Origin of the sequence: Halegenticoccus soli, from assembly GCF_002844195.1 — an archaeon.
GTDB lineage: Archaea > Halobacteriota > Halobacteria > Halobacteriales > Haloferacaceae > Halegenticoccus > Halegenticoccus soli.
Genome location: NZ_PEND01000007.1, coordinates 15,156 through 40,648, shown reverse-complemented (window position 1 = coordinate 40,648; position 25,493 = coordinate 15,156). Strand labels below are relative to the sequence as shown.

The following is a 25,493-nucleotide window of genomic DNA, read 5'->3' as shown; positions in this document are numbered from 1 at the left end:
AACGCTACTCGTTGCGCCCGAGCGCCGCGGGCAGGTCGCCGGAACCCGCAACGCTTCTGCCCGTCGGGCGGCAACGACCGCCGATGACGGGTGACTGCGTCGTCGTCGCCGACGACGACCGGACGCGGGAGGACGCCTTCGCCGTCCGGCGGCGGGTGTTCGTCGAGGAGCAGGGCGTTCCGACGGATATCGAGTGGGACGAGCACGACGAGCGCGCGGTCCACTTCGTCGCCTACGACGGGGACCGACCGATCGGAGCCGCGCGGTTGCGACCCCTGGACGGCGAGGCGGTCGGAGGCGTATCGAACGGCGGTCGATCGATCTCGAGATCCGCCGGCGGCCGAACGGGGAAGGTCGAGCGCGTCGCGGTCCTCCCCGACGCCCGGGGCGACGGTTGGGGGAGGCGGCTGATGGCCGCGGTCGAGGAAACCGCCGCCGATCGCGGGTTCGCCGAGCTGACGCTCAACTCCCAGACCCACGCGGAGGCGTTCTACCGACGGCTGGGCTACGAGACAGTGAGCGACGTGTTCTGCGAGGCCGACATCCCGCACGTGAAGATGACGAAGCGACTCTGATCGCAAAGCGGCTCCGATCGCGATAGCGACGCGGTCCGGGACCCGGAGCGACGCTTCCGCACGACCTTTGTCCCCGCTCGCCGACCGGCCGGTATGAACGCCGACGTTTTCGGGACCCACCGTCCCGTGATCGGAATGGTCCACCTCCTGCCGCTCCCCGGATCGCCGCGGTTCGACGGCGACCGCGAGCGGATCCGCGAGCGCGCGGTCCGGGATGCCGAGGCGCTCGAATCGGGCGGCGTCGACGCCGTCGCGGTGGAGAACTTCGGCGACGCGCCGTTCTACCCCGACGACGTTCCGAAGCACGTCGTCGCGTCGATGACGGGCCACGTCGCCGCGGTCGCCGACGCCGCCGACCTGCCGGTCGGGGTGAACGTGCTGCGCAACGACGCCGAGGCCGCGCTGTCCGTCGCGGCCGCGACCGGAGCCGACTTCGTCCGGGTGAACGTCCACACCGGGGCGCGCGTCACGGATCAGGGCGTCGTCGAGGGGCGCGCCCACGAGACGATGCGCCTCCGCGAACGCCTGGAGGCCGACGTGCGCGTCCTCGCCGACGTGGACGTGAAACACTCCGCGCCGCTCGCCCCGCGCGGCGCGGCGGAGACCGTCGCCGAAACGATCGACCGGGGCCTGGCTGACGGGATCATCGCTTCGGGGGCCGGCACCGGACGCGCCGTCGATCTCGACCGCCTCGAAGCGATCGCCGCCCGTCGGGACGAACTCGACTCGGAGGCGCCCGTCTTCGTGGGCAGCGGCGCGACCCCGGAAACCGTCGCAGATCTGCTGGCCGTCGCGGACGGCGTCGTCGTCGGGACGGCGCTCAAGGAGGGGGGAGAGACGACGAACCCGGTCGACGCCGACCGGGTGGCGCGGTTCGTCGCGGCGGCGGACGACGCGCGGGGCGAGTGAGGCGGGCTGGAGCGCGGACGGAGCGGTCGGAAGCTCGTCCGGGGCGCGGACGTCGAACGTCCCTCGGGCGCGGACATCGAACGCCCCTCAGGCGTCGAACTCCCGTTCGACGAGTTCGGCGGCCTTTCTGATCGCACCGACCGTGCCGAGGTGGCCCGCGCCGACGGTCGCCTTCATCGCCTTCGCGGCCGATCCCGTGAGCACCGTCGGGCCGACCTGCGCGACGGCGCCGTCGCCGACCGAGACGATCCAGCCGGGCACCTCGAAGCGGTAGGGTTCGAGGTGCGGTTCGAAGCCGCCGTCTCCCGAGATGTCGTGCTCGACGAGGCGGGCGAGGTTCGCGGCGACGGTGCGGGCCTCGCGGACCGCCGCCGCGGCGCTGGCGGGAACGGGCTCCCCGTCGGCGTCGACGGCCCGGGCGGCGTCGCCGACGACGAACGTCGAGCGGTTCAGCCGGAGGTCGTTTCGGACGACGGGGCGGTCGCCGCCCATCGCCGCCGAGCCGGCGATGCCGCCGGTCCAGACGAACTGGTCGTACGCGAGCGCCCCCGAGGCGAGTTCGAGTTCGTCCGCCGTCGCCCGCTCGACGGCCGTGCCAGTTCGTATCACCACGCCGCGGGCCTCGAGTTCGTCCCGGACGGCGCGCTGGAAGTTGGACGGGAAGCCCGGGGCGACCTCGTCGAGTTGTTCCAGGAGGACGACCTCGACGCGCGCCTCCGCGTCCTCCTCGCGGGCGAGCGCGGCGAGTTCGCCCGCCACCTGCACGCCGGAGAGGCCCGCCCCGCCGACGATCGCTCGCCCGCCCGACGCGCAGAGGTCGAGGAAGTCCCCGCGGATGCGCTCCGCGTGCTCGAGCCGCTTCAGCGGCGCGCCGTGCTCCTCAACGCCGGGAAGGTTGTAGTAGTTCGTCTCCGCGCCGAGACAGACCGCGCCGTAGTCGTACCCGAGGGTCTCGCCGGTGTCGAGCGCGACTTCCCGCGCGTCGGCGTCGACCGCCTCGACGCGGGCGGTGACGACCTCGGCGCGGCCGAGTACCTCGGCGAGCGGAACGGTGATGGCGTCGGCGACGGAGGGGCGGCGGATGACCCGGTGGACCTCGTGCTGGACGAGGTGTTCCGCCGACTCGTCGACGACGACGATGTCGACTTCCGCGGGGAGGCGGTCTTCGAGGCGACGGGCGAGGGAGAGACCGGCGTAGCCGGCGCCGAGTACGACGACTCGCATGCGGCTCCCTACGGACCGAGGGGACAAGAGGACACGGACTCGCGCGGCCCCGTCGCGGACGCGGGACGGGAGCTCAGAACAGCGATTCGGACGCCGACAGCACCTCGGCGGGGCCGCCGACTCCCCACACCTCGGTCTCCACGCCGCAGTCGGCGACGGCCGCCTCGACCTCGTCGACGTAGTCCGCCGTCGTGTTGACGTAGACGCTCGCGCCGGTGTCCGTCGAGAAGTACGCCGGAACGTCCCGCTCGGAACGGAGTTCGCGGACGGCGTCGAAGATGGCGAGCGTGCGCGGCTGCCAGTACACCCAGCCGGCGGGGCCGGTCATGGTCGTCGCCGCGAGCGACAGCGAGTCGTGCTCGGCGAGTTCGAACGTTCGGTCGAAGTCGGCGGCCCGGAGCGCGTCGCGCATCTCCGCGATCTGTCCGTGGATGTGCGCCATCCGCGCCTGGAACATGTGGCTGTCCGCGGCCTCGGCGTGCGCCTGCTCCGTCTCCTTGTACGCCGGCACGAGCCCGGCGACGATCCGCACGTCGTCTTCGAGGTCCGTTTCGATGCGCTCGGAGCGGCAGTCGTGGTCGTTCAGTCCGGCGTAGAGGTGCGAATACGCGCCGGTGACCGCACGCGCCGCAGAGGAGGAGCCCCGGCGGGCGATCGTCGAGATCTCGGGGCGGGAGAGGTCGAGGCCGGCGGCCGCCGAGAGCGCCATCGCGGCGGCCGCGAACCCCGACGACGAGGAGCCGAAGCCGACGTTCGACCGGAAGGAGTTCTCGCTTTCGAGGCGGACCGCGTGGTCGATCTCGGCGAGGTCGCGGACGTGGTCGACGACCGCCCGGATGCGCTCGGCGCCGCGACCCTCGACCTCCTCGCCGCCGATCACGTAGACGTCCTCCGGGGCGTCGGGCCGGAACTCGACCGTCGTCGTGGTGTTCGAGGGGGCGGTGCAGACGCTGATGCTGTCGTGGTACGGGAGGCGGAGTTCCGGGTCGCGCATCCCGTGGTACTTGACGAGCCCCTGGATGGGGTGGGCCCGCGCGGTGGCCTTCATACGTTGTCGCCCGTTCGGGGGCGGGTTAAGCGTGCTGAATGTCCTCGGCCCGGAGAGGGACGGAGCGCCGGTAAGGTGGGCAAACAGACGGCACGGACGGCGGGGAGCGCGAGGTGACGTGCCGTGCGTCCGCCGACCACCTCGCGGCGTCTTTCAGCGCATAGCGGCGATGGTCCCCTTCTCGTAGATAAAATCGATCCGCCGACGGGACGCCGGGGCGTCCTGCCGCGAAACCCGGGTGGTCCGGACGCGGCGTCCGCGTCTCCCCCCTCTTTTCTCTTTACTCGTCCACCTCTCCCGAAGCGAGCGCCTTCAGCGCGCTCGAAACCATTCCGATCCGCTCGTCCTGTCCGTCGATTCCGTGCCGTTCCGCGAGGAACTCGGGGTCGTTGTACGTCACCTTGACCGACCCGTCGTCGTCCTCCCAGACGAGCAGTTTCTGCGGGAGATCGATGCCGGCGGTCGGGCTCTCCTGCATCAGCGGCGTGCCGACCTCCGGGTTGCCGAACAGCAGCAGCGTCGTCGGTCGCAGGTCCTGGCCGACCGATTCGGCGTTCGCCGCGTGGTCGATCGTCGCGAGGAGCGCGAGGTTCTCGTTGCCCTCGATCGCCCCCGTGATCCGATCGACGGTCGCGCCGAAGCACTCGTCGCTCTCCACGGTTTCGAGACCGACGCCTTCGAGGGCGCACTCGCCTCCCAGTCCGGATGCTCCGTCGCCGGATCGGTCGTCGCTTCCATCGTCGGAGTGGCCGTCGCTTTCGTCGCCGGATCCGTCGTCCCCGCCCGCGACGGCGGTTCCCGCGCCGGCGAGTCCGAGGGCGACTCCGGCGAGTCGCACGAACGTCCGTCTGTCTTCGAGCATGATCCGGGAGAACAGAGCGGCCGCTCCGGGGAAGTAATGCGGCCGTTACAGCCCGTATCTGGAACCTACCGGGGCGTCGTCGGGGGCGGCATGCGACCGGACCGCCGCTCGTCGCTCGTCAGTACTCGTAGAAGCCCCTCCCGGTCTTCTTGCCGAGATCGCCCGCGTCGACCTTCCGCTTCAGGAGGTACGCCGGTTTGTACCGGTCGCCGAGTTCCTCGAACAGCGTCTCGCTCGCGTCCAGACAGATGTCCAGCCCGATGTGGTCCGCGAGTTCGAGCGGGCCCATCGGGACGTTCGTCCCGAGCTTCATTCCCGCGTCGACGTCCTCCTTCGTGGCGACGCCCTCGTCGAACGCCCGAATCCCCTCGTTGATCCACGGCATCAGGATCCGGTTCGTGACGAAGCCGGGCTTGTCGTCGGACTCCCACGTCTCCTTGCCGAGATTCTCCGCGAGGTCGTGGGCCAGCCCGACGACCGCGTCGTCCGTCTTCTCGCCGACGACCACCTCGACCCCGTTCATGATCGGAACGGGGTTCATGAAGTGCAGGCCGACGACGAGTTCCGGACGCTCGGTCGCGCTCGCGATGGTCGTGATCGAGAGCGTGCTCGTGTTCGTGGCGAGAACCACGTCCTCGTCGACGGTCTCGTCCAGGTCGGCGAAGATGTCTCGCTTTACGTCCATGTTCTCGACGGCCGCCTCGACGACGAAGTCGCAGTCCGCCAGGTCGTCGAACTCGGTCGTTCCGGTGATGCGGCCCGTAATCTCCTCGGCCTCGTCCTCGGACAGTCGGTCCTTGCTCACGAGCCGCGAGAGGCTGTCGTCGATGCTCTCGAACCCGCGGTCCAGGAACTCCCGTTCGAGGTCGCGCATCACCACGTCGTAGCCGGCCGTCGCGGCGACCTGCGCGATGCCGTTGCCCATCGTCCCCGCGCCGATCACGCCGATCCGCTCGATGCTGTCCATGCCACGCATGCCCGGGAGTGGCGTCGGCACCGACGTAAGGATAGCGGAGCGCCCCGATTCGTCCCGCGTCTGACGAAACGTTCAACCTGGAATACAGGTTGAGAAAGTTTCAAGTCACTTCGGGAGAATGTTCGTTCGTCCGGTGAGAGGGGAATGAGCGAGGATACGAACGCGGGGGAGGCGATCGAGGACCCGACCGACCTCCGGTTTGTCGGACCGGCGACGGCGACGGTGCTCGCGGATCGGAACGTCGACGCGACGGACATCGCGGGACGGCGCGTCTCGTACGCGCAGCTCGTCGAGGCCGGCGTGAATCCGGGCGTGGCCGCCCGGATCAGGCGCGAGCACTCGCTCCCCTGGTCGTTCGAGTCCACGGGGGCGGATCTGAAACGCCGCTCGACGCAGATACGGGGACTCGGCGAAGCCGAGAGAGCCTGGGTCGCCGCCAGTTCGGGCGACTGGGACGCCGACCAGTCGCCCTCGTCTCCCGCGGAAACCGACGGGAGCGGCGATCCGAAGGCCGCCGAGACGGCCTGGCGAACCCGCAGCAGACCGACGCCCGTGACCGCGCTTCCGTCGGTCGACGCGGAGAGCGCGGCGCTGCTCGCGGAGGCCGGCATCGCGTCGGTCCGGCGGCTGGCGACGGCCGATCCCGACCGCGTCGCCGACGTGCTCGACCTCGACGCCTCGACGGTTCGAAGGTGGCACGAGGCCGCGCGCGACCGCGGAAGGCGGGAGTAGGGTTTACTACTCCCGTAGTAATTATCTTCACTATTCTATCCCGTGTAAAATCTGGATAGAGGCCTCTACCTCCCAGAAATCGGACGTTCCCGGTTCGTCACGCGGCCCCTCCATTTATATAGTTGGTTGCCGGAGATGCAACCGAATGCTTCCACACGCCGACGAAGCGATCACCCGGGACGAGAAGGCGCTGATCCTCGCGTACGACCACGGGCTGGAGCACGGGCCGGTCGACTTCGAGCCAGTCCCGGAGACGACGGACCCCGAGACGGTGTTCGAACTCGCCACCCACGACGCCGTGACGGCGCTCGCGGTGCAGAAGGGCGTCGCGGAGGCGTACTACCCCTCCTACGAGGACGACGTGACGCTCCTGGCGAAGCTCAACGGGACGTCGAACCTGTGGATGGGTGAACCGGACAGCTCGGTCAACTGGTCGGTCGACTACGCCGCCGACCTCGGCGCCGACGCGATCGGCTTCACCGTGTACGGGGGTTCGAACAAGGAGGTGGAGATGACAGAGGAGTTCCGAGACGCCCACGAGGCTGCCCGCGAGCACGACATGGGTGTCGTCATGTGGTCCTACCCGCGCGGGCAGGGGCTGAAGAACGATCGGAGCCCCGACACGATCGCCTACGCCGCCCGCATGGGGCTCGAACTCGGCGCGGACATCACGAAGGTCAAGTACCCCGGCACGCCCGAGGCGATGGAGTGGGTCTGTCAGTCCGCCGCGGGGACGAAAGTGGTCATGAGCGGCGGGTCGAAGACGGACGACCGGCAGTTCCTCGAAACCGTCGAGTCGGCGATGAACGCGGGGGGATCCGGCCTCGCCGTCGGGCGGAACGTCTTCCAGCGCGAGAACGCGACGGAACTCCTCGACGCGCTGGAGGCGGTGATCTTCGAGGGCGCGACGGCCGACGACGCGCTGGGCGAGATGTCGTCCGCCGGCGAAGAACGCGCGGGCGCGGCGCTCGACTGACCCGATGGGTACGACCGTCGCTCCCCCCGGGTCGCCGGAGTTCGATCCGATAGACGAGGTCATCACGACCGTCGCGGCGCTCGCGCCCGAGATCCGAAGCTGCCTCCCCGGCCGGCGGGTGAAGCGCGACGAGACGAACCCGAGCGGCGAAGAGCAGTTGGAGGCGGACGCCTACGCCGACGAACTCCTCCTGGAGCGGCTGGGCGCGATCGACGGCGTCGTCGAGTACGCGAGCGAGGAGCGCGAGGAGGTGATCGCCGTCGGCGAGGGCGAGGGCCTCTCCGTCGGCATCGACCCCCTCGACGGCTCGTCGAACCTCAAGCCGAACAACACGATGGGGACCATCGTCGCCGTCTACGACCAGCCGCTCCCCGCGGCCGGGGGGGATCTCGTCGCGGCGGCGTACGTCCTCTACGGGCCGATCACCACGATGGCCGTCGCCCGCGACCGGTCCGTCACCGAGTACGTCGTCGACGACGGGGAACTCGAAGCCGTCCGCGAGGACGTCGCCCTCCCGGACGATCCGCTGGTCTACGGCTTCGGCGGGCGCGTCCCCGACTGGACGCCCGAGTTCACCGAATACGCCCGCGAGGTCGAAAGCGACGAGAGCATGAAGCTCCGCTACGGCGGGGCGATGATCGGCGACATCAACCAGGTGCTCACCTACGGCGGGGTGTTCGCCTACCCGACGCTCCGGTCGGCCCCCGAGGGCAAACTCCGCCTCCAGTTCGAGGGGATTCCGATCGGCTACATCATCGAGTCGGCCGGGGGCCGCTCGTCGGACGGCGAGCGCTCGCTGCTCGCCGTCGAGCCCGACGCCCTCCACCAGCGCGTGCCGCTGTACGTCGGGAACGCGGCGCTCGTGGAGCGACTCGAATCGGCGCTGGCCTGAGCGTTCGCTCCGGTCGCCGGCCCTTCCGGCCGAAGGCACTCTCCTGTCGGGAGGCTCGTTTTCGAACGCGGAGTCGCCGGCGGAGCGGCGCGGCGACGGCCCGCGTCGGGGCGGATTCACATGGAAAACCATTTGCAACCGTCGGACGGAGGTCGCACCATGAAGGTCCGCATCGGCGAGGGCGCGAGCGAAGACGAGGCGAGCGCCATCGCCACCGCGCTCGCGAAGCATCTCGGCGTCGACATCGAGGTACACGTCGGGGGCGACGACGCGCCCTCGGCGACGGCCGAACCGCCCGAAACCGAGTACCCGCTGGACGACGACCTCGGGCCGACCGAACGCGAGGCGGCCCTGCGGGCGGAGATCGAGGACATCCTGCAGGGAGGCCCCGAGAAGTACCGGGAGCGCCTCTCCGACCAGGGGAAGCTGTTCGTCCGAGACCGGCTCGATCTCTGGTTCGGCGCCGACGGCGTCACATTCGAGGACGGGAAGTTCGCGCACTTCGACGCGTGGCACCCCGACAGCCCCGAGGTGGAGGAGTACGATCCGAACGACCGCCTCCCGGCGGACGGGATGATCACGGGGGCCGCCGAGTTCGAGGGTCGCGACCTCCACTTCATGGCGAACGACTTCACCGTCAAAGCCGGCAGCATGGCCCGGCTGGGCGTCGAGAAGTTCCTCCGGATGCAGCAACGCGCGCTCAAGTCGGGCAAGCCGGTGCTGTACCTCATGGACTCGTCCGGCGGCCGCATCGACCAGCAAACGGGCTTTTTCGCCAATCGCGAGGGGATCGGAAAGTACTACTACAACCACTCGATGCTCTCCGGCCGCGTCCCCCAGATCTGCGTGCTCTACGGCCCTTGCATCGCCGGGGCGGCGTACACCCCCGTCTTCGCCGACTTCACGATCATGGTCGAGGGGATGAGCTCCATGGCCATCGCGAGCCCGCGGATGGTGAAGATGGTGACCGGCGAGGACATCGATATGCAGGACCTCGGCGGTCCGGAGATCCACGCGAAGTACTCCGGCAGCGCCGACCTCGTCGCGCGCGACGAGGAGCACGCCCGGGAGCTCGTGGCGGGGCTGCTCTCGTACCTGCCGGACAAGGCGGGCGAGAAGCCGCCGCGGAGCGAGCCGAAGCCCCCGAAGTACTCGCCGGACGGCATCGACGAGCTCATCCCCGAGTCGCCGAACCGCCCGTACGACGTGTTCGACCTGATCGATCGGATCGCGGACGCGGAGTCGACGTTCGAACTCAAGCCCGACTACGGAACGGAGATCGTCACCGCGTTCGTCCGGATCGGCGGGCGACCCGTCGGCGTCGTCGCCAACCAGCCGATCGAGCGCTCGGGGGCCATCTTCCCCGACGCGGCCGAGAAGGCCGCCGAGTTCATCTGGACCTGCGACGCCTACGAGATCCCCCTCCTGTACCTCTGCGACACGCCGGGGTTCATGGCCGGCTCGCAGGTGGAAAAGGACGCGATCCTGGAGAAGGGCAAGAAGTTCATCTACGCCACCTCGTCGGCGACGGTCCCGAAGCAGACCGTCGTCGTCAGGAAGGCCTACGGCGCGGGCATATACGCGATGGGGGGGCCCGCCTACGACCCCGAGAGCGTCATCGCCCTGCCGAGCGGGGAGATCGCCATCATGGGTCCGGAGGCGGCCATCAACGCGGTGTACGCGAACAAGCTCGCCGCCATCGACGACCCGGAGGAGCGGGCGGCCCGCGAACGGGAACTCCGCGAGGAGTACCGGGTGGACATCGACGCCCACCGCATGGCGAGCGAAGTCGTCATCGACGAGATCGTCCCGCCGAGCGACCTCCGGGAGGAGCTGGTGCGGCGGTTCGACTTCTACGAGACCGTCGAGAAGTCGCTGCCGGACAAAAAGCACGGCACCGTCCTCTGATCGGCGGGAGCGAGGCGTGTCCGACCCGGAAACGAGGTTCCTGGCCGGTTTAGGGACCCATTATCGGATTTTTGGGTGTGGATAGTATTCGTCCGTACGCGCGTCGGGTCGGTCATGGCCGCGACGGAGGGAACCGCCGCGACGTGTCTCCGCGAGCTCGCCCGGGGCGTCGCGTGCGCCGTTCGAAACCGATCGACGTCCTCGCTCGACTCGGTCGACCGAGTCGAAACGTACCTGTGGGCGGCCGTCCTCTCGCTGTTCTGGCTCGACATCGGACTGACAGTCGTCGGGCTCCGGCGGGGCTTCGCCGAGGCGAATCCGGTCGCCGTCGCGGCCATCTCGGCGTTCGGTCCCGTCGTCGGCCTCGCGGGGCTCAAGGGCGCGGCGCTCTCCGTCGGCGTTCTCGGGTGGCTGATCGTCCCCGTCAGGTACCAGCGATTGATCCCCGCGCTGTTGTCGCTCCCCTGGATCGTCGCCGTGTGCGTCAACGCCGCGGTGCTCGGCGGGCTACTCTGACGCGCGGTCGAAACCCGCCCGATTTCGCATCTCGATCGCGATCCGGATCCGCCGGACGGCCGCCAGGACTTCCCGCCACTGGTCGACGCTGCCCGGGACCTCCTTTTTTTCACCGCGGTTCACCGCCCCGTCGTCGATCAACTCGCGCACTTCTCGCGGATCGGGGACGTCGACGAGGACGGCGTCGGGGCCGCCCGCGACCTCCGCGACGACGGTGCCGTACCCGAAGAGCGATCCGCGAACCGACTGCCGGGAGGCCGTGTTCTGAACCAGACTGAGGGGCACTCGCCGGACGGAGCGACCGAGGACGCCGGTTTTGATCCACAGCGTGCGGCCGGTGAGGACGAACGCGGTGTTCGTGACCCGGAGAGCGGCCGCCAGCGGAGGGAGGAGTCCGAACGCGGCGAGGGCGAGAGCGAGCGGATCCACCAGTGCCGCCAGCCCCGCCGCGGCCGCGACGACCGCGAGGCCGACGCCGACCGCCGGGAGGACGCGCGCGAGCCGAGGGCGACCGCGCCACCGCACCTCCTCGCCCTCCCGGAGCCACAGCCAGGATTCGTCCGCACTCACGGCTCTCGGTCGCCGTCGCTGTCGGGTATCAGCTCCGAGGGCGCGGGAGCGGTACCGGCACCGCTCCGGTCGCCCTTCCGGTCCTCGACGGTCGCGGCTCCGTCGGCCTCCAGCGTCCGCCTGATCGCCCGCAGTTCGTCGAGGATCTCGTCGAGAACCGCGGCCTTCCCGTCTGCCGTCTCCCGTTCGTCTCGGCGGTCCGTCCGCCGTCCGATGAGCTCCTGTACGGCTGCCGGATCGGGGACGCTCCGGAACCGGAGCTCGACGCCGGCGCTGCCGGCGGTGCTGACGTCGACGTCGCCGTACCCGAGGTACGCGCCGAGCGCGGTCTGGGTGTACGAGATGTTCTGCACCTTGTCGAAGCCGACTTTCTGGACGTCCCGGGAGAGGATTCCGGTCTTTCGGTACAGCCCGGACGTGGTGACGACGTAGTTCGTGTTCCGGTACCGCAGGTAGGCGGCGACGACGATCGGAATCCCGATCAGCACGAGCGACAGGGGGATCCCCACGGCGAGTTCCGGAACGAGACTGTAGCGGTGCGGGGTGCTGGCCCAGAGCACCTCCTCGTCGTCGTCGAGGGTCAGCCAGTCGAGCGGCGTGTCCGCGTCCATGAACGCGGGATGGCGGCCGACGGATAAAACGCTTGGCGGGCCCGCACCGTTCGACCCCGGCGCGCCCGCGTCACCCGGGGCGCTTCAGCGACAGCACCGTCCGGTCGAACTCGCAGACCAGCGTGTCGTCCTGGTTGTACGCCTCGACGCGCATGGTGACGACGCCGCGCTCGCCGTCGCTGGTCTCGCGCTTTTCGGTCACCGTCGACTGCGCGCGGATGGTGTCGCCGTGGAACACCGGCGCGGGGTGTTCGACGTTGTCGTACGAGAGGTTGGCGACGATGGTTCCGTCGGTCGTCTCCGGAATGGTGAGTCCGACCGCGAGGCTCATCGTGTAGAGGCCGTTGACCAGCCGCCGGCCGAACTGCGTGTCGGCGGCGAACTCGGCGTCCAGGTGCAGCGGCTGCTGATTCATCGTCATGTCGCAGAACCGCTGGTTGTCGCTCTCGCTCACCGTGCGCCGCTTTCCGTGCTCGATCGTCTCGCCGACCTCGAACTCCTCGTAGTAGCGTCCGGGCATGCGCGGCGAGTCGCGCGAGCGGACGAAAACGGTGACGGTCCGTCGACTCCGTACGTGTGCCATATTAGGTCATAAATGAACCCAATACAATAATAATTATATGGTGGCGCGGACGACACCGAGTGAATGCCCCCGACGCGAGAGAGACGGAGCGATCGGCGGGCGGTTTCTGGACGGGCGGCGTGCGACTCACGCGCACGCGATCGCGCGCCTTCGCCGACAGAGCGAACGTACTCAGTCATGTCATCCGCAACAGCTACGGCACCGGAACTGGAGGAGTCGGAGACGGCCGTCGAGACGGCGCGACGGCAGCTCGAACGCGCGGCGGCGCACCTGGACGTCGACCCCGGGATCATAGAGCGGCTGAAGCACCCGGACAAAGTCCACCAGGTGTCGATCCCGCTTCAGCGCGACACGGGCGAGACGGAGGTCTACACGGGGTTCCGCGCGCAGCACGACAGCGTCCGGGGCCCGTTCAAGGGCGGGCTGCGGTACCACCCCGACGTGAGTGCCGAGGAATGCGTCGGGCTGGCGATGTGGATGACCTGGAAGTGCGCCGTGATGGACATCCCCTTCGGCGGCGGCAAGGGCGGCGTCGTGGTCGACCCCAAGACCCTCAGCGACGGCGAGAAGGAGCGGCTCACCCGGCGATTCGCAGAGGAGCTGCGCGACGTGATCGGACCGATGCGCGACATCCCTGCGCCGGACATGGGGACGGACCCGCAGACGATGGCGTGGTTCATGGACGCCTACTCGATGCAGGAGGGCGAGACGATCCCGGGCGTCGTGACCGGCAAACCGCCCGTCATCGGCGGGAGCCGCGGCCGCGAGGAGGCCCCCGGCCGCAGCGTCGGGATCGTCGCCCGCGAGGCGATCGACTACTACGGCTGGGAACTCGAAGAGACGACGGTCGCCGTGCAGGGGTTCGGCAGCGTCGGCGCGAACGCCGCGCGCTACCTCGACGACCGCGGTGCGACCGTCGTCGCTGTGAGCGACGTCGACGGCGCGGTGTACGATCCCGACGGCCTCGACACCCGCGACGTCGAGGGTCACGACGAGCGCCCCGGGATGGTCTCCGGCTACGACGCGCCGGAGACGCTGTCGAACGAGGAGCTACTCCTCCTCGACGTGGACGTGCTCGTACCCGCCGCGGTCGGCAACGTCCTCACCGCGGCGAACGCGAACGACGTGCGCGCGCGGATGATCGTCGAGGGGGCGAACGGTCCGACGACGACGGGCGCCGACGCGATCTTCGAGGAGCGCGGGATCCGGGTCATCCCGGACATCCTGGCGAACGCGGGCGGCGTCACCGTCTCGTACTTCGAGTGGCTCCAGGACATCAACCGGCGGGCGTGGTCGCTCGAACGCGTCAACGACGAACTCGAAACGGAGATGCTCAAGGCGTGGAACGCGGTCCGCGACGTGGTCGAAGAGCGGGGCGTGACGTGGCGCGACGCCGCCTACGTCGTCGCGCTGTCGCGGGTCGCCGAGGCGCACGAAGCGCGCGGTCTCTGGCCGTAGGCGCGGCGGGATCCCGTCGATTCGGTTGGCGGACTCCGAGACGGCGCGCACCGCTCGGGCGACGCGGCGAACAGGTGGCACGAGCGGCGTCGCGCCGCCGACCCCGGCCTCTCCGACGACTCCCTTTTCGGAACGGGCGGCCGCCGGGGCGGCGTTTGCGACGTTAACGCGGGACGGCGTGCCACGCGACCGCGGCTCGCCCCGCGACGGGCGTCAGGTCACGCCGGGTCTGGTCCCGCCATGATATATGAACGTTCGCCCGCGTCGTATTCACCATGGCTCGCAGAAGCGTTCTGTTCTCGCCGGGCGACCGCCCGGAACTGATGCGCAAAGCGCCCGGCACCGGCGCCGACACCGTCGTGTTCGACCTGGAGGACGCGGTCGCCCCCGCGCGGAAGGCGGAGGCGCGCGACGCGGTCAGGAGCGTGCTCGCCGACCCCGAGTTCGACCCCGACGCGGAGGTCTGCGTGCGGGTCAACCCCGGGCAGACCGCGGCGGACGACCTCGACGCCGTGCTCGCGGAGGACGCGCGCCTCGACGCGGTGATGGTGCCGAAGGTGGCTTCGCCTGCGGACGTGGAGGACGTGGACGCCGCGCTCGCCTCGCGCGGGCGAGAGGCGGCGATCCTCGCGCTGATCGAGAGCGCCGCCGGGGTGCTCGCGGCACGCGAGACCGCCGCCGCGGAGGCGACGGACGCGCTCGTGTTCGGCGCGGAGGACCTGGCGGCGGACGTCGGCGCGACGCGCACGCGCGAGGGGACCGAGGTGCTGTACGCGCGGGAGCACGTCGTCCTCGCCGCGAGCGCGGCCGGCGTCGAGGCCGTCGACACGGTCTACACCGACTTCGAGGACGCGGAGGGCCTGGCGGACGAAACCGCGTTCGCGGTCACGCTCGGGTACGACGGCAAGATGGCGATCCACCCCGCCCAGGTCCCCGTGATCAACGACGCGTTCACACCCGACCCCGAACGCGTCGAGTGGGCGCGGAAGGTGCTCGACGCGCGCGACGAAGCCGAATCGGAGGGTCGCGGCGTCTTCAGGGTCGAAGGGGAGATGATCGACGCGCCCTTGATCGCGCAGGCCGAGCGGATCGTCGAGCGGGCCCGCGCGGCGGACGAAATATAAGGAATATGTATTTTTAGGTATGGTATCAATACGGCAGGCTTATTCGTCGTCCGGTTGGTGGCTCATGCATGGCGGAGGAGGCTAACCCGTTCGAAAGTCTGCAGGAGCAGATCGACGACGCGGCGGCGTACCTCGACGTGACGCCCGACGTCCTCGCACGCCTCAAGCACCCCGAACGCGTGCTCGAGGCGAACCTCTCGGTCGAGATGGACGACGGGCGCATCGAGGTGTTCCGGGCGTACAGATCGCAGTTCAACGGCGACCGCGGGCCGTACAAGGGCGGCATCCGCTATCACCCGAACGTCTCGCGCGACGAGGTCAAGGCGCTCTCCGGGTGGATGGCGTACAAGACGGCCATCGTCGACATCCCGTTCGGGGGCGGCAAGGGCGGCATCGCCCTCGATCCGGACGATTACAGCGACGCCGAACTCGAGCGAATCACGCGCTCGTTCGCGAAGGAGCTCCGGCCCTTCATCGGCGTGGACAAGGACATCCCGGCACCCGACGTGAACACCGGCCAGCAGGAGATGAACTGGATCAAGGACACCTACGAGACCCTGGAGAACACGACCGCGCCCGGCGTCATCACCGGGAAGGCGCCCGACAGCGGCGGGAGCGCGGGGCGCGTCGAGGCGACGGGGCGCTCGACGATGCTCACCGCCCGCGAGGCGTTCGACTACCTCGGCGAGGAGATCGACGGCGCGACGGTCGCGGTCCAGGGGTACGGCAACGCGGGATCGGTCGCGGCCTCCCTGATCGAGGATCTCGGCGCCAAAGTCGTCGCGGTCTCGGACTCCAGCGGCGCGGTGTACAACTCCGAGGGCATCGACGCGCGCGCGGTGAAGCAGCACAAGAACGAGACGGGGAGCGTCACCGGCTACCCGAACGCCGAGGAGGAGCTGTCGAACGAGGAGCTGCTGACGCTCGACGTGGAACTGCTCATCCCGGCCGCGCTGGAGAACGCGATCGACGGCGACCTCGCCGAGGACGTGCGGGCCGACGTGATCGTCGAGGCCGCGAACGGCCCCCTCACCCCGGACGCCGACGACGTGCTGACGGCGAAGGACGTGTCCGTCTTCCCGGACATCCTGGCGAACGCGGGCGGGGTGACCGTCTCGTACTTCGAGTGGGTGCAGAACCGCCAGCGCTTCTACTGGTCGGAAGAGCGCGTCAACGACGAACTGGAGCGCGTGATCGTCGACGCGTTCGCCGATCTCGTCGCCGCGTACGAGACGAAGGACGTGCCGAACTTCCGGACGGCGGCGTACGTCGTCGCCATCGAGCGGGTGCTCAAAGCCTACCGGCAGGGCGGCAACTGGCCGTAGTCGGGCGGACCGGACCGACGTCTCCAGCCCTCCTTCGTTCTCCGGCGGCACGTTCTTCTGCACGAGCGTGTACAATTCCAGCGAGCGAGAACCCGAGCGTTTCAAGAGCCTGCACGAACCCCACTCACCTGAGATGCGTCAGGACCACCTCATCTCCGCACACCAGCTCACGCGGGAGGACGTCGAGGCGGTGCTCGACCGCGCGTCCGAGATCGCCGCCGACCCCGCGGCGTTCCGAACGCGCCGCGCCGGGGAGGTGCTCGCGCTCTGTTTTTTCGAACCGAGCACCCGCACGAAGATGAGCTTCGACACGGCGATGAAGCGCCTCGGCGGCGACACGGTCGACATGGGAACGGTCGAGTCCTCCTCGATCACGAAGGGCGAGACCCTGGCCGACACCGTCCGGGTCATCGAGGGCTACGCCGACGCGATCGTGCTCCGCCACCCGAGCGAGGGGGCGGCGAAGATGGCCGCGGAGTTCGTCGACGTGCCGCTCGTCAACGCCGGCGACGGGGCGGGCCAGCACCCGACCCAGACGCTCCTCGACCTCTTCACCATCCGCGAGAACCACGGCCTCGACGACATCACGATCGGCGTCATGGGCGATCTGAAGTACGGCCGGACGGTCCACTCGCTCGCGCACGCGCTCACGAACTTCGACGCGCGCCAGCACTTCGTCAGCCCCGAGAGCCTCCGCCTCCCCCGGAGCGTCCGCTACGACCTCCACGAGGCGGGCGCGCAGGTGCGCGAGCACACGGATCTCGAGGAGATCCTGCCGGAGCTCGACGTGCTCTACGTGACGCGCATCCAGCGCGAGCGATTCCCCGACGAGAACGAGTACCGCGCCGTCGCGGGCCAGTACCGGATCGACGCCGAGACGCTCGAAGCGGCGTCGGACGAGCTGACCGTGATGCACCCGCTGCCGCGCGTCGACGAGATCGCCCCGGAGGTGGACGAGACGGCGCACGCGCGGTACTTCGAACAGGCACACAACGGCATCCCCGTGCGAATGGCCCTGCTCGACACACTCCTATGAGCGACCACCAACTCCGCGTCAGCAAGATCCGAAACGGTACCGTCATCGACCACGTCACGGGCGGGCAGGCGCTCAACGTGCTCGCCATCCTCGGCATCGACGGCAGCGCGGGCGAGAGCGTCAGCGTCGGCGTGAACGTCCCGAGCGACAGGCTCGGCCGCAAGGACATCGTCAAGGTCGAAGAGCGCGAGCTCAGCCAGTCGGAGGTCGACGTCCTGTCGCTCATCGCCCCCGAGGCGACCATCAACATCATCCGCGAGTACGAGGTCGCGGAGAAGCTCCGCGTCGAGCGCCCCGACCTCGTGACCGGGGTGCTGTCCTGTCCGAACCACAACTGCATCACCAACGCGAACGAGCCGGTCGAATCGAAGTTCGAGGTCGTCGACGACGGCGTCCGCTGCACCTACTGCGGGACGATCATCAGAAAGCGGATCGCCGAGCACCTGGACGCGAGCTGATCGCCCTTCCGACGGTTCCGGACCGTCCCGGCGGTCGTCCGGACCGATCCTCCCGTCACGCCGCTCACGCCGCGGTTTCTCCGGGCATCGAAACGATCCCGAGCCGCCGCATCATCCCGAGGAAGTCCCAGCTCGCGAACGTCTCGACGATCCGGCCGTCTGCGATCCGGTGGACGACGAGCCCCTCGACCTCGACGCGCTTTCCGGTGGGTTCCGCGCCCATGAAGTCGCCCTCGTGGGTCCCCGTCTCCGTCGCCTTGACGACGACCGCGTCGTCGGCGACGTACATGTCGTCGATCTCGACCCGCATGTCCGGGAACGCCGCCCTGAACCCGGAGAGCATCTCCTCGAACTCGCCGGGACCGCGCTGGATATCGTCCGCGCCCGCGTCGCGGCGGACGTAGTCGGGGGCGAGGATCTCGTCGACCGCCGAGAAGTCCCCCGCGTTCACGAGTTCGTCGAAGAACCGGCGGACGACCGCCTCCTTCGGATCGGCGGCGCGCTCGCCCGCTGATTCGATCGGCTCGGCGGCGGATTCGATCGGCTCGACGACGCCCAGCTGCTCCAGCATGCCGTAGGTGTTGTAGGTGAGCCACGCCTCGGTCACCTTCCCGTCGGCGACCCGGTCGATCTCGATCCCGGAGACCGTCACCTCGCGGCCCGTCGGTGCCATCCCCAGCAGGTCGCCCTCGTGGGTCCCGCGGCCGGTGAACCGGAAGGCGACCGAGTCACCGTCTTGGAGCACCTCCTCGAACCGGATCTCCATGTCCGGGAAGGCGGTCCGGTAGGTGGTGACGTTGTGTTTGAATCCGTCGATCCCGCGGACCGTCCCCGACAGGGACGGCCCGTGTTCGACGTAGTCCGGCGAAACCAGTTCGTCGGCCACGTCGAGGTTACCCTCGTTGTAGCACTCGTCCTGCAGACGGCGTACCACATCCGCGTTCGTCTCTAGCGTTGCCACTTCCCTTCACCTCGTGTAGATAGTACGTCGCACTCCGGCATCAATGTTGACAGATAGCACACTTCGGGACGCTCCGGGCGGCCGGTTCGTCCTGCGAACGAGTCGGACGGGGCGACCTCGATCGGAGCGAACGACTTACCCCGTCGGCTTCCGAAGTGGACGCCATGTACGGGGTCGTCACGCGCAACGCGAAGGAGGTCGACTGGCCCGAGTTCGACCTGGCGTTCTACGAGGTCAAGGACGTGACCGGGCGGGCCGCCGCGCCGCTTTCGGACGCCGTCAACATGGTTTCCTGTTTCGGCGACAACGCCGCGGCGAACGGCAACCCGGAACTCGTCCCCGTGAACCCGGACGGCGAACTCGCCACCCGCGATCGGACGTACTTCGACTGGGCGTACATCTGCCCGACGAACGAGAAGTACTGCGCGGGACTGCTCGAAATCGTCGACGACTGCGTCGCCGAGAACGAGGACGTGCGGCTCGACGACGTGGGATTCCCGCGCGAGGAGTACTGCCACTGCGACAGGTGCACCCGCCTGTTCGAGGAGAGCGGCTACGACGACCGGTTCGAGTGGCGCGCGTCGGTCATCACCGACTTCGTCGCCGAGGCCGCGGCGCGGATCCCGGGTCGGACGTACCTGACGCTCTACCCCGACCCGTACCCGGGCCACCTCTACCGTCGGGCGGGCCTCGACCTCGACGCCCTCGCGGAGCACGTCGACGAGTTCGTCGTCCCGCTGTACGACACCCACTACGGGACGACCTACTGGCTCGAAACCATCGCGAAGGGGTTCGAGAGCGCGCTCGGCGGGGCCGAACCGAGCGGTTCGGCGCTCGATCGGCGGTCCGAAGACTCCGAGGGAGGGACGCCGTTTTCGATCGAGCTGTACGCCGTGAACGTCGACGTCGACGACCTGGTCCACGCGACGGAGGTCGCAGAAGCGTACGCGAAGGACGTGTTCTTCGGCTACGACGCGAGCAACGCCGCCGCCGCCATCCGTCGGAAGAAAGCCGACGCCCGCGAGGGCGTCACGCACGGCGGGGACCGCGACTAACCGAACGGTCCGTACGTCAGCGCCCAGACGACGCCGATACCGAGTATCGTCACGAGAATCGCGACGGCGAAGAGCCCGTACAGCAGCCGCCGCTGTCGGCGGGTGGGTTTTGCCATGGCGGGCCAACGGGCGGCAGCGGCTTAGTTCGCGGGGCCGCCCGCGCCGCCGACCGTTCCGACGATCGACAAAAATGCTATTTCGCACCATGCCATTTGAGTACACATGGCAGTGAACGCCACCACCACGAACCGCTCCCGATGCCTCAAGTGCGGCTTCACGGCCCCGGCCGGCGGCGACGAGTGGGACCACGTCGTCTCGCCGCCGCTCGGGCGGATGACCCAGTGCCCGGAGTGCGGATCGACGAACGTGATGAGCGGCCGGTGAACCGCGTTCGGCGTCCGCCGACCGTCGCGGAGACGGGGGCGTGATTCCGCCGGTCGGGCCAGCCCACCGGGGACCGGCCGCTCGGGCACAACGTCCATTGCGCCGCCGGACGAAGAGGGGGAGACATGCCTCCCCGACGCGTCATCATCGACACCGACACCGCGGGCGACGACGCGCTGGCGATCCTGATGGCCGTCCTCTCGGATCGGCTCGACGTGGACGGCGTCACCGTCGTCGCCGGCAACGTCGAGTTCGACTACCAGGTCGAGAACGCGAAGTACGCCCTCCGGCTCGCCGGCGCCGACGACGTGCCCGTCCACGAGGGCGCGCGACGCCCCCTCCTCAAGGACTTCGAGCACGCGGACTACGTCCACGGCGAGGGCGGGCTCGGCGGCGAGCTCTTTCCCGACACCGGCATCCCCTCCGCGGACGAGCACGCCGTCGACTACGTCCTGCGGACCGTCAGGGAGGACCCCGGCGAGGTGTCGCTCGTCTGCATCGGCCCCCTGACGAACGTCGCCATGGCGCTCCAGCGCGAGCCGGATCTGGACGACTACGTCGACGAGGTGTGGGTGATGGGCGGGGCGGTCAACGCGCCGGGGAACGTCACCCCCGCGGCGGAGTTCAACTTCTGGGTCGACCCCGACGCCGCGAAGCTCGTCCTCCGCGAGCTCGACGTGACGCTCGTCGACTGGGGGCTGACCCTCGACGCGTCGGTGCTCGGCGCCGAGGCGTTCGACCGCTTCGCCGCGTTCGACACGGCCTACGCCGACTTCTTCCGCACGATCGCCGAACCCGTCCGCGAGTTCACCCGCGAGGAGCAGGGCGTCGACGGCGCGACCCAGCCCGACTCGCTGACCGTCGCGCTGGCGATGGCGCCCGAGCTGCGGGGGGCGGCCGGGACGTACTACGCCGACGTAGACGAGCGCGAGGGGCTCACCCGCGGCCACAGCGTGGTCGACACGGCGGACGTCGCCGACGCCCCGGCCAGGACGCGAGTGATCGAGTCGGCCGACGCCGACCTGTTCGAGGAGCTGTTCGCCGGCATGCTCGAAGAAGGGGATCCCGAACGGCCGCTGTAGCGTCGCCGTTCGAGGGGGCGGACGGTCGTCAGCTCGGGCTGTCGCGGTCGTCGGTCGAAGCGTCGATCGTCAGTCCAGGTTCTCGATCGGATCGACGTTCTCCAGCGTCGGCTCCGGGCCGTCCGTCGGCGCGGCCCACTCGACGGCGTTTGCGAGCACCCGCAGTATCTCCTCCTGGTAGTAGATCGGATACGTCTCGTGGCCCGGGCGGAAGTAGAAGATCCGCCCATTTCCGCGGGTGTAACAGCACCCCGAGCGGAACAGCTCGCCGCCCTCGAACCAGCTCGCGAACACCAGCGTCTCCGGCGCGGGCACGTCGAAGCGCTCGCCGTACATCTCCGCCTCGGGCACCTCGAAGTACTCGTCGAGTCCCGCGGCGATCGGGTGGCCGGGCTCGACGACCCACACGCGCTCGCGCTCGCCGGCCTCGCGCCACTTCAGCCCGCACGTCGTCCCCATGAGCCGCTTGAAGATCTTCGAGTAGTGCCCGGAGTGGAGGACGAGGAGGCCCATCCCGTCGAGCACGCGGTCGCGAACCCGCTCGACGACCTCGTCGGACACCTCGGCGTGCGCGCGGTGGCCCCACCACGTCAGCACGTCCGTCCCGTCGAGCACCTCCTCGGTCAGGCCGTGCTCCGGCTCGTCGAGCGTGGCGGTCCGCGTCTCGAAGCCGCGCTCCGCCAGCCCGTCGGCGATCGCGGCGTGGATCCCGTCGGGGTACACCTCGGCGACCGCCTCGCTGTCCTTCTCGTGTCGGTACTCGTTCCAGACCGTGACGCGGGTCATACCCGGTGGTCGGCGGGGACGGTCAAGTAGGCACCGTCACGCCGCCGGCGGAGCCCTCGACGTTCGAAGCGAGGAGAGGCCGACGACGACGGAAGCGAACGCCCGGATCCGGCGTCGCTCAGGCGGTCTCTTCGCGCTCCCGCAGTTCGAACTTCTGGACCTTCCCCGTCGTCGTCCGCGGGAGCGCGTCGACGAACTCGATCTCGCGGGGGTGTTTGTACTCGGCGAGGTTCGAGAGGCAGTACTCGCGGATCTCGTCGGCCGACACCTCGGCGTCCGGCGCGGGGACGACGTACGCCTTGACGGTCTCGCCGCGCCGCTCGTCGGGGATGCCGACGACGGCCGCGTCCGCCACCGCCTCGTGCTCGAAGAGGAGCTCCTCGACCTCGCGCGGGTAGACGTTGTACCCCCCGGTGACGATCATGTGCTTCGCCCGATCGACGACGTAGTAGAAGCCGTCCTCGTCGTGGTAGGCGATGTCGCCCGTGTGGAACCAGCGCTTGCCGCCCTCCTCGGTGAACGCCTCGTCGTTCGCGTCGGGCAGGTTGTAGTACCCCTTCATCACGTTCGGACCGTGGATCACGAGTTCTCCCGTGACGTCGGCGAGGTCGACCTCGCCCTCGTCGACCGGACCCCGCTCGACGGGCGGCACCGACTCGAACGACTCGTCGACGACCATCGCCTCCACTCCGGGGAGGACCCTGCCGATGCTGCCGACTCGCCGACCCTCCTGGGGGGTGTTGAAGTGAGTGACCGGGGCCGTCTCCGTCAGCCCGTAGCCCTCGTAGATCTTGACGGGGTACAGCTCCTCGAAGCGGCGGAGCACCTCCGCCGGGATGCCAGCGCCGCCGACGCCGCACAGCCGGAGCGACGAGAGGTCGAAGTCGGCGGCGTTCGGCTGGTTGATGACGTCGTTGTACATCGCGGGCACGCCGTGCATCAGCGTCAGCTCCTCGTCGTCGATGAGAGAGAGCGCCTGCTGGGCGTCCCAGGACGGGAGCGGGTAGTACGCGCCGCCGCTGAACAGCGTCGCGTTCATCGTCACCGTCATCCCGTAGATGTGAAACAGCGGCAGCACGCCGAGCTGCTTGTCGCTGGCGCTGATGCCGTCGGGAACGATGGCCGCGGCCATCTCCGCGTTCGACGCCAGGTTGTCGTGGGTGAGCAGGACGCCCTTCGGTTTCCCCGTCGTTCCGGACGTGTACGGCTGGACCGCGACCTCGTCGTCCGGCCGGTCGACCGTTTCGAACGCCGGCTCGCCGAGGAACGCGTCGAACGGCGTCCCCCCGTCCGCGTCGCCCCCCACCGCGACGACGTGCTCGACGTCCGTCCCGTCGCGCACCTCCTCGACGAACGGGACGAGGTCCGAGAGCGCGACGACGGCTTTCGCCCCGCTGTCCGCCAGGAGGTGGCCGATCTCGCGGGCCTTGTACTGCGGGTTCATCGGGACGACGACGCCGCCCGCGCGCAGCGTTCCGTGGAAGGCGATCACGAACTGCGGGAGGTTCGGGAGGTACACCGCGACCCGGTCGCCCGGTTCGACGCCGCGCTCTGCGAGCCCCGAGGCGAACGCGCCGATCCGATCCCACAGCTCCGCGTAGGAGACCGATCGACCCTCGAAGCCGAGCGCCGTCTCTCCGGGGTACTCCGATGCCGCGTCCGCGACGTTCGTGACCAGGTTTGTCATGCGTAATCGACACATGGGGAGTCTTTGTCTAATAATTATCCCCGACTCGCGCCCGGCGACGGCGGCGTTTGGAGGCGCTTTTGTGGACGCCCCGCCAAGCGTCGGCGCATGACGAACCTCACCAGGCGGTCGGTGGTGCGGCTCGCCGGCGCGAGCGCACTGGCCGCCCTCGCGGGCTGTGCGGGCGGATCGGGCGGCGATCCGAGCGAGCAGACTCCGGTCGACGCGACGGGACGGTCCGGAGCCACCGTCGCCGTCGGCGCGGGCAACGGGTACCAGTTCGACCCCCCCTCGATCCGCGTGTCGGCCGGCACGACCGTCGTCTGGGAGTGGACCGGCCGCGGCGGCCAGCACAACGTCGTCGCCGAGGACGGGACGTTCGAGAGCGAACTCGCCGTGGAGGAGGGCCACACGTTCGAGCACGCGTTCGACGAACCGGGGACCTACGAGTACGTCTGCGTCCCGCACCAGCAACAGGGGATGCGCGGGACCGTCGAGGTCGTCGAGGACGGGTAGGTCCGACCAGATTCGACCGACTCCGCGGATCCCGATCCCGGCGGTTACCCGTCCCACAGGAGGTCGTCGAAGGCGTCTCCGAGGGTCCCCGGCCCGGCCGGGACGGCGACCTCGCCGTCCGCGACGGGGACGGGATCTGCGCCCAGGTCCTCCGCCAGCATCCCTCCGGTCGCCAGCCCGCACGGCGGCGCGTCCGGAATCGCGGCGGCGACGTGGACGGCCGCCGCGCGGGCGACGGCGGCGTCGATCGTCGTGGTGACGACGGGGGCGACGCCGCGCCGCTCGGCGGCGCGGGCGGCCCGGACGGTTTCGAGCGGCCCGCCGATCGCCATGGGTTTGAGGACGACGACGTCCGCGGCGTCCGCCCCCAGCACGTCGGCGAGGCGGTGCCGCGCGAGCGACTCGTCGAGCGCGACGTCGATTCCGCGCCCCCGGAGCGCCGCGTGGCCCGCGAGGTCGGCGGCGGGCAGCGGCTGTTCGACGTAGTCGAGATCGAGATCGGCGAGCGCGTCGACCGCGCGCTCGGCCGCGTCGCGATCCCACGCGCCGTTGGCGTCGGCCCGGAGGGTCACGCCGTCGCCGACCGCGTCTCGGACCGCCCGGAGGCGGTCGAGGTCGGCGTCGAGGTCGCGGACGCCCACCTTGACCTTCAGGCAGTCGAACCCCTCGCCCACGGCCTCCTCGGCCGCCGCGACGGTTTCTCCGACGGGGCCGTCGCCGACGGTCGCGTTCGCCGGGACCGACGAGGCGGCCGGTCCGCCGCCGCTGGCCTCGGCGAGGATCGACGCGAGCGGTCGACCCTCCCGCCGGGCGCGTCGATCCGCGTCCGCGAGCCCGATCCCGTGGCGCGCGGCGGGGCGGGCGCGGGGCCGTTCTCTCCGATCGGTTCCGCCACCCATCGGATCGTCTCCTCGATCCCGCGTGTCGCCTCCTCGGTCCCCCGGATCGTCTTCCCGATTCTTCGGGTCGTCTCCTCGGTCCGACAGGTCGCCCTCTCGATCCCTCAGGCCGTCTCCCCGGCCCCCCGGATCACCACCTCCGTCCAGCCCGCGGAGGAACGCGGCGCACTCCTCGAACGACTCCGTCCACCCGGGGAGCGGAGTCGCCTCGCCGACGCCGCGCGTTCCGTCGTCCCACTCGACGCCGACGAGGAACCCACGCCGCGCCGTGATCTCGCCCCGCGCGGTCGCCAGCGGTCGCTTCAGCGGGAGCGAGAACTCCTCCAGGCGCGGGCTCATC

Annotated in this window: 27 protein-coding genes; 16 read left to right on the top strand and 11 right to left on the bottom strand. The window is 69.8% G+C overall.

The annotated features are described in order from the left end of the window. The first annotated feature begins 83 nt into the window (after nucleotides 1-83). Together CNO20_RS18115 and CNO20_RS18110 are read left to right on the top strand one after the other, a co-directional pair. Nucleotides 84-575 (top strand): GNAT family N-acetyltransferase, encoded by a 492-nt coding sequence (locus tag CNO20_RS18115; protein ID WP_101297620.1) that lies wholly within the window; start codon nucleotides 84-86, stop codon nucleotides 573-575. 93 nt (nucleotides 576-668) lie between these two features. Then, nucleotides 669-1,484, top strand: coding sequence for a BtpA family protein (locus tag CNO20_RS18110; RefSeq protein WP_101297619.1), 816 nt, complete (start codon nucleotides 669-671; stop codon nucleotides 1,482-1,484). Nucleotides 1,485-1,571: 87 nt separating this feature from the next. Here the strand turns inward: CNO20_RS18110 and CNO20_RS18105 are convergent, their stop codons facing one another. The 4 genes from CNO20_RS18105 to CNO20_RS18090 form a co-directional block, all read right to left on the bottom strand. Then, the gene (locus CNO20_RS18105) at nucleotides 1,572-2,708 is read right to left on the bottom strand and encodes an NAD(P)/FAD-dependent oxidoreductase (RefSeq protein WP_101297618.1); all 1,137 of its coding nucleotides are present in this window, start codon (nucleotides 2,706-2,708) and stop codon (nucleotides 1,572-1,574) included. A gap of 73 nt (nucleotides 2,709-2,781) precedes the next feature. Further along, nucleotides 2,782-3,756 (bottom strand): phosphomevalonate decarboxylase MvaD, encoded by a 975-nt coding sequence (mvaD, locus tag CNO20_RS18100; protein WP_101297617.1) that lies wholly within the window; start codon nucleotides 3,754-3,756, stop codon nucleotides 2,782-2,784. A 280-nt stretch (nucleotides 3,757-4,036) separates the two neighbouring features. Further along, nucleotides 4,037-4,618, bottom strand: coding sequence for a DUF302 domain-containing protein (locus tag CNO20_RS18095; protein WP_101297616.1), 582 nt, complete (start codon nucleotides 4,616-4,618; stop codon nucleotides 4,037-4,039). A 118-nt stretch (nucleotides 4,619-4,736) separates the two neighbouring features. Next, nucleotides 4,737-5,594 (bottom strand): 3-hydroxyacyl-CoA dehydrogenase family protein, encoded by an 858-nt coding sequence (locus tag CNO20_RS18090; protein ID WP_101297615.1) that lies wholly within the window; start codon nucleotides 5,592-5,594, stop codon nucleotides 4,737-4,739. Between the two features lie 144 nt (nucleotides 5,595-5,738). Here CNO20_RS18090 and CNO20_RS18085 point away from each other — a divergent pair, with 144 nt between their 5' ends. The 5 genes from CNO20_RS18085 (at nucleotide 5,739) to CNO20_RS18065 (ending at nucleotide 10,618) form a co-directional block, all read left to right on the top strand. Then, nucleotides 5,739-6,326, top strand: coding sequence for a helix-hairpin-helix domain-containing protein (locus CNO20_RS18085; RefSeq protein ID WP_101297614.1), 588 nt, complete (start codon nucleotides 5,739-5,741; stop codon nucleotides 6,324-6,326). Between the two features lie 145 nt (nucleotides 6,327-6,471). After that, a complete protein-coding gene (locus tag CNO20_RS18080) occupies nucleotides 6,472-7,302 on the top strand; it encodes a class I fructose-bisphosphate aldolase (protein ID WP_101297613.1) in 831 nt (276 codons plus the stop codon). A gap of 4 nt (nucleotides 7,303-7,306) precedes the next feature. Then, nucleotides 7,307-8,194, top strand: coding sequence for a class 1 fructose-bisphosphatase (locus tag CNO20_RS18075; protein WP_101297612.1), 888 nt, complete (start codon nucleotides 7,307-7,309; stop codon nucleotides 8,192-8,194). 159 nt (nucleotides 8,195-8,353) lie between these two features. Next, on the top strand, nucleotides 8,354-10,102 hold the full coding sequence (locus tag CNO20_RS18070) for an acyl-CoA carboxylase subunit beta (protein WP_101297611.1): 1,749 nt from the start codon (nucleotides 8,354-8,356) through the stop codon (nucleotides 10,100-10,102). Nucleotides 10,103-10,216: 114 nt separating this feature from the next. Further along, nucleotides 10,217-10,618: a DUF5658 family protein gene (locus CNO20_RS18065; protein WP_101297610.1), complete on the top strand. Its 402-nt coding sequence runs from the start codon at nucleotides 10,217-10,219 to the stop codon at nucleotides 10,616-10,618. Here the strand turns inward: CNO20_RS18065 and CNO20_RS18060 are convergent. The 3 genes from CNO20_RS18060 to CNO20_RS18050 form a co-directional block, all read right to left on the bottom strand. Beyond that, nucleotides 10,610-11,188 carry a PH domain-containing protein gene (locus tag CNO20_RS18060; protein ID WP_101297609.1) on the bottom strand — a complete coding sequence of 193 codons (579 nt, stop codon included), beginning with the start codon at nucleotides 11,186-11,188 and terminating at the stop codon, nucleotides 10,610-10,612. The two genes, CNO20_RS18065 and CNO20_RS18060, sit on opposite strands and share 9 nt — an antisense overlap. Next, entirely contained in the window at nucleotides 11,185-11,799 is a 615-nt protein-coding gene (locus CNO20_RS18055) for a PH domain-containing protein (protein WP_101297608.1), read from the bottom strand. The genes CNO20_RS18060 and CNO20_RS18055 overlap by 4 nt, the downstream gene beginning before the upstream one ends. Before the next feature lie 70 nt (nucleotides 11,800-11,869). Beyond that, nucleotides 11,870-12,382: a MaoC family dehydratase gene (locus CNO20_RS18050; protein WP_394337274.1), complete on the bottom strand. Its 513-nt coding sequence runs from the start codon at nucleotides 12,380-12,382 to the stop codon at nucleotides 11,870-11,872. Nucleotides 12,383-12,559: 177 nt separating this feature from the next. On the opposite strand from CNO20_RS18050, the gene gdhB reads away from it, so the two are divergent. The 5 genes from gdhB to pyrI all read left to right on the top strand — a co-directional run bounded on the left by gdhB (nucleotide 12,560) and on the right by pyrI (nucleotide 17,783). Further along, nucleotides 12,560-13,840, top strand: a complete 1,281-nt coding sequence (gene gdhB / locus CNO20_RS18045; RefSeq protein ID WP_101297607.1) for a glutamate dehydrogenase GdhB — start codon at nucleotides 12,560-12,562, stop codon at nucleotides 13,838-13,840. 275 nt (nucleotides 13,841-14,115) lie between these two features. After that, the gene (locus CNO20_RS18040; RefSeq protein ID WP_101297606.1) at nucleotides 14,116-14,964 is read left to right on the top strand and encodes an HpcH/HpaI aldolase/citrate lyase family protein; all 849 of its coding nucleotides are present in this window, start codon (nucleotides 14,116-14,118) and stop codon (nucleotides 14,962-14,964) included. 68 nt (nucleotides 14,965-15,032) lie between these two features. Next, nucleotides 15,033-16,289, top strand: a complete 1,257-nt coding sequence (locus CNO20_RS18035; protein WP_101297605.1) for a Glu/Leu/Phe/Val family dehydrogenase — start codon at nucleotides 15,033-15,035, stop codon at nucleotides 16,287-16,289. Nucleotides 16,290-16,422: 133 nt separating this feature from the next. Beyond that, nucleotides 16,423-17,325, top strand: a complete 903-nt coding sequence (gene pyrB / locus CNO20_RS18030; RefSeq protein WP_101297604.1) for an aspartate carbamoyltransferase — start codon at nucleotides 16,423-16,425, stop codon at nucleotides 17,323-17,325. Then, a complete protein-coding gene (pyrI, locus tag CNO20_RS18025) occupies nucleotides 17,322-17,783 on the top strand; it encodes an aspartate carbamoyltransferase regulatory subunit (RefSeq protein ID WP_101297603.1) in 462 nt (153 codons plus the stop codon). Before pyrB ends, pyrI begins: the two co-directional genes overlap by 4 nt. 64 nt (nucleotides 17,784-17,847) lie before the next feature. Here pyrI and CNO20_RS18020 read toward each other — a convergent pair whose 3' ends face one another. Beyond that, on the bottom strand, nucleotides 17,848-18,744 hold the full coding sequence (locus CNO20_RS18020) for an ester cyclase (RefSeq protein WP_101297602.1): 897 nt from the start codon (nucleotides 18,742-18,744) through the stop codon (nucleotides 17,848-17,850). 164 nt (nucleotides 18,745-18,908) lie between these two features. On the opposite strand from CNO20_RS18020, the gene CNO20_RS18015 reads away from it, so the two are divergent. The 3 genes from CNO20_RS18015 to CNO20_RS18010 all read left to right on the top strand — a co-directional run bounded on the left by CNO20_RS18015 (nucleotide 18,909) and on the right by CNO20_RS18010 (nucleotide 21,265). Next, nucleotides 18,909-19,799 carry a glycoside hydrolase family 18 protein gene (locus tag CNO20_RS18015; RefSeq protein WP_101297601.1) on the top strand — a complete coding sequence of 297 codons (891 nt, stop codon included), beginning with the start codon at nucleotides 18,909-18,911 and terminating at the stop codon, nucleotides 19,797-19,799. A 222-nt stretch (nucleotides 19,800-20,021) separates the two neighbouring features. Then, nucleotides 20,022-20,183 (top strand): hypothetical protein, encoded by a 162-nt coding sequence (locus CNO20_RS23490; protein WP_199174916.1) that lies wholly within the window; start codon nucleotides 20,022-20,024, stop codon nucleotides 20,181-20,183. Between the two features lie 125 nt (nucleotides 20,184-20,308). Beyond that, complete coding sequence (locus tag CNO20_RS18010) at nucleotides 20,309-21,265, top strand: nucleoside hydrolase (protein ID WP_101297600.1); 957 nt, start codon at nucleotides 20,309-20,311, stop codon at nucleotides 21,263-21,265. Between the two features lie 69 nt (nucleotides 21,266-21,334). On the opposite strand, the gene CNO20_RS18005 is transcribed toward CNO20_RS18010, so the two are convergent. Then, the gene (locus tag CNO20_RS18005) at nucleotides 21,335-22,051 is read right to left on the bottom strand and encodes a ThuA domain-containing protein (protein ID WP_101297599.1); all 717 of its coding nucleotides are present in this window, start codon (nucleotides 22,049-22,051) and stop codon (nucleotides 21,335-21,337) included. Between the two features lie 118 nt (nucleotides 22,052-22,169). After that, nucleotides 22,170-23,738 carry a long-chain-fatty-acid--CoA ligase gene (locus CNO20_RS18000; protein WP_101297598.1) on the bottom strand — a complete coding sequence of 523 codons (1,569 nt, stop codon included), beginning with the start codon at nucleotides 23,736-23,738 and terminating at the stop codon, nucleotides 22,170-22,172. A 108-nt stretch (nucleotides 23,739-23,846) separates the two neighbouring features. On the opposite strand from CNO20_RS18000, the gene CNO20_RS17995 reads away from it, so the two are divergent. Next, a complete protein-coding gene (locus CNO20_RS17995; RefSeq protein ID WP_101297597.1) occupies nucleotides 23,847-24,254 on the top strand; it encodes a halocyanin domain-containing protein in 408 nt (135 codons plus the stop codon). Nucleotides 24,255-24,298: 44 nt separating this feature from the next. Here CNO20_RS17995 and CNO20_RS17990 read toward each other — a convergent pair whose 3' ends face one another. Then, nucleotides 24,299-25,492, bottom strand: a complete 1,194-nt coding sequence (locus CNO20_RS17990; RefSeq protein ID WP_101297595.1) for a mandelate racemase/muconate lactonizing enzyme family protein — start codon at nucleotides 25,490-25,492, stop codon at nucleotides 24,299-24,301. Nucleotide 25,493 lies beyond the last annotated feature (1 nt).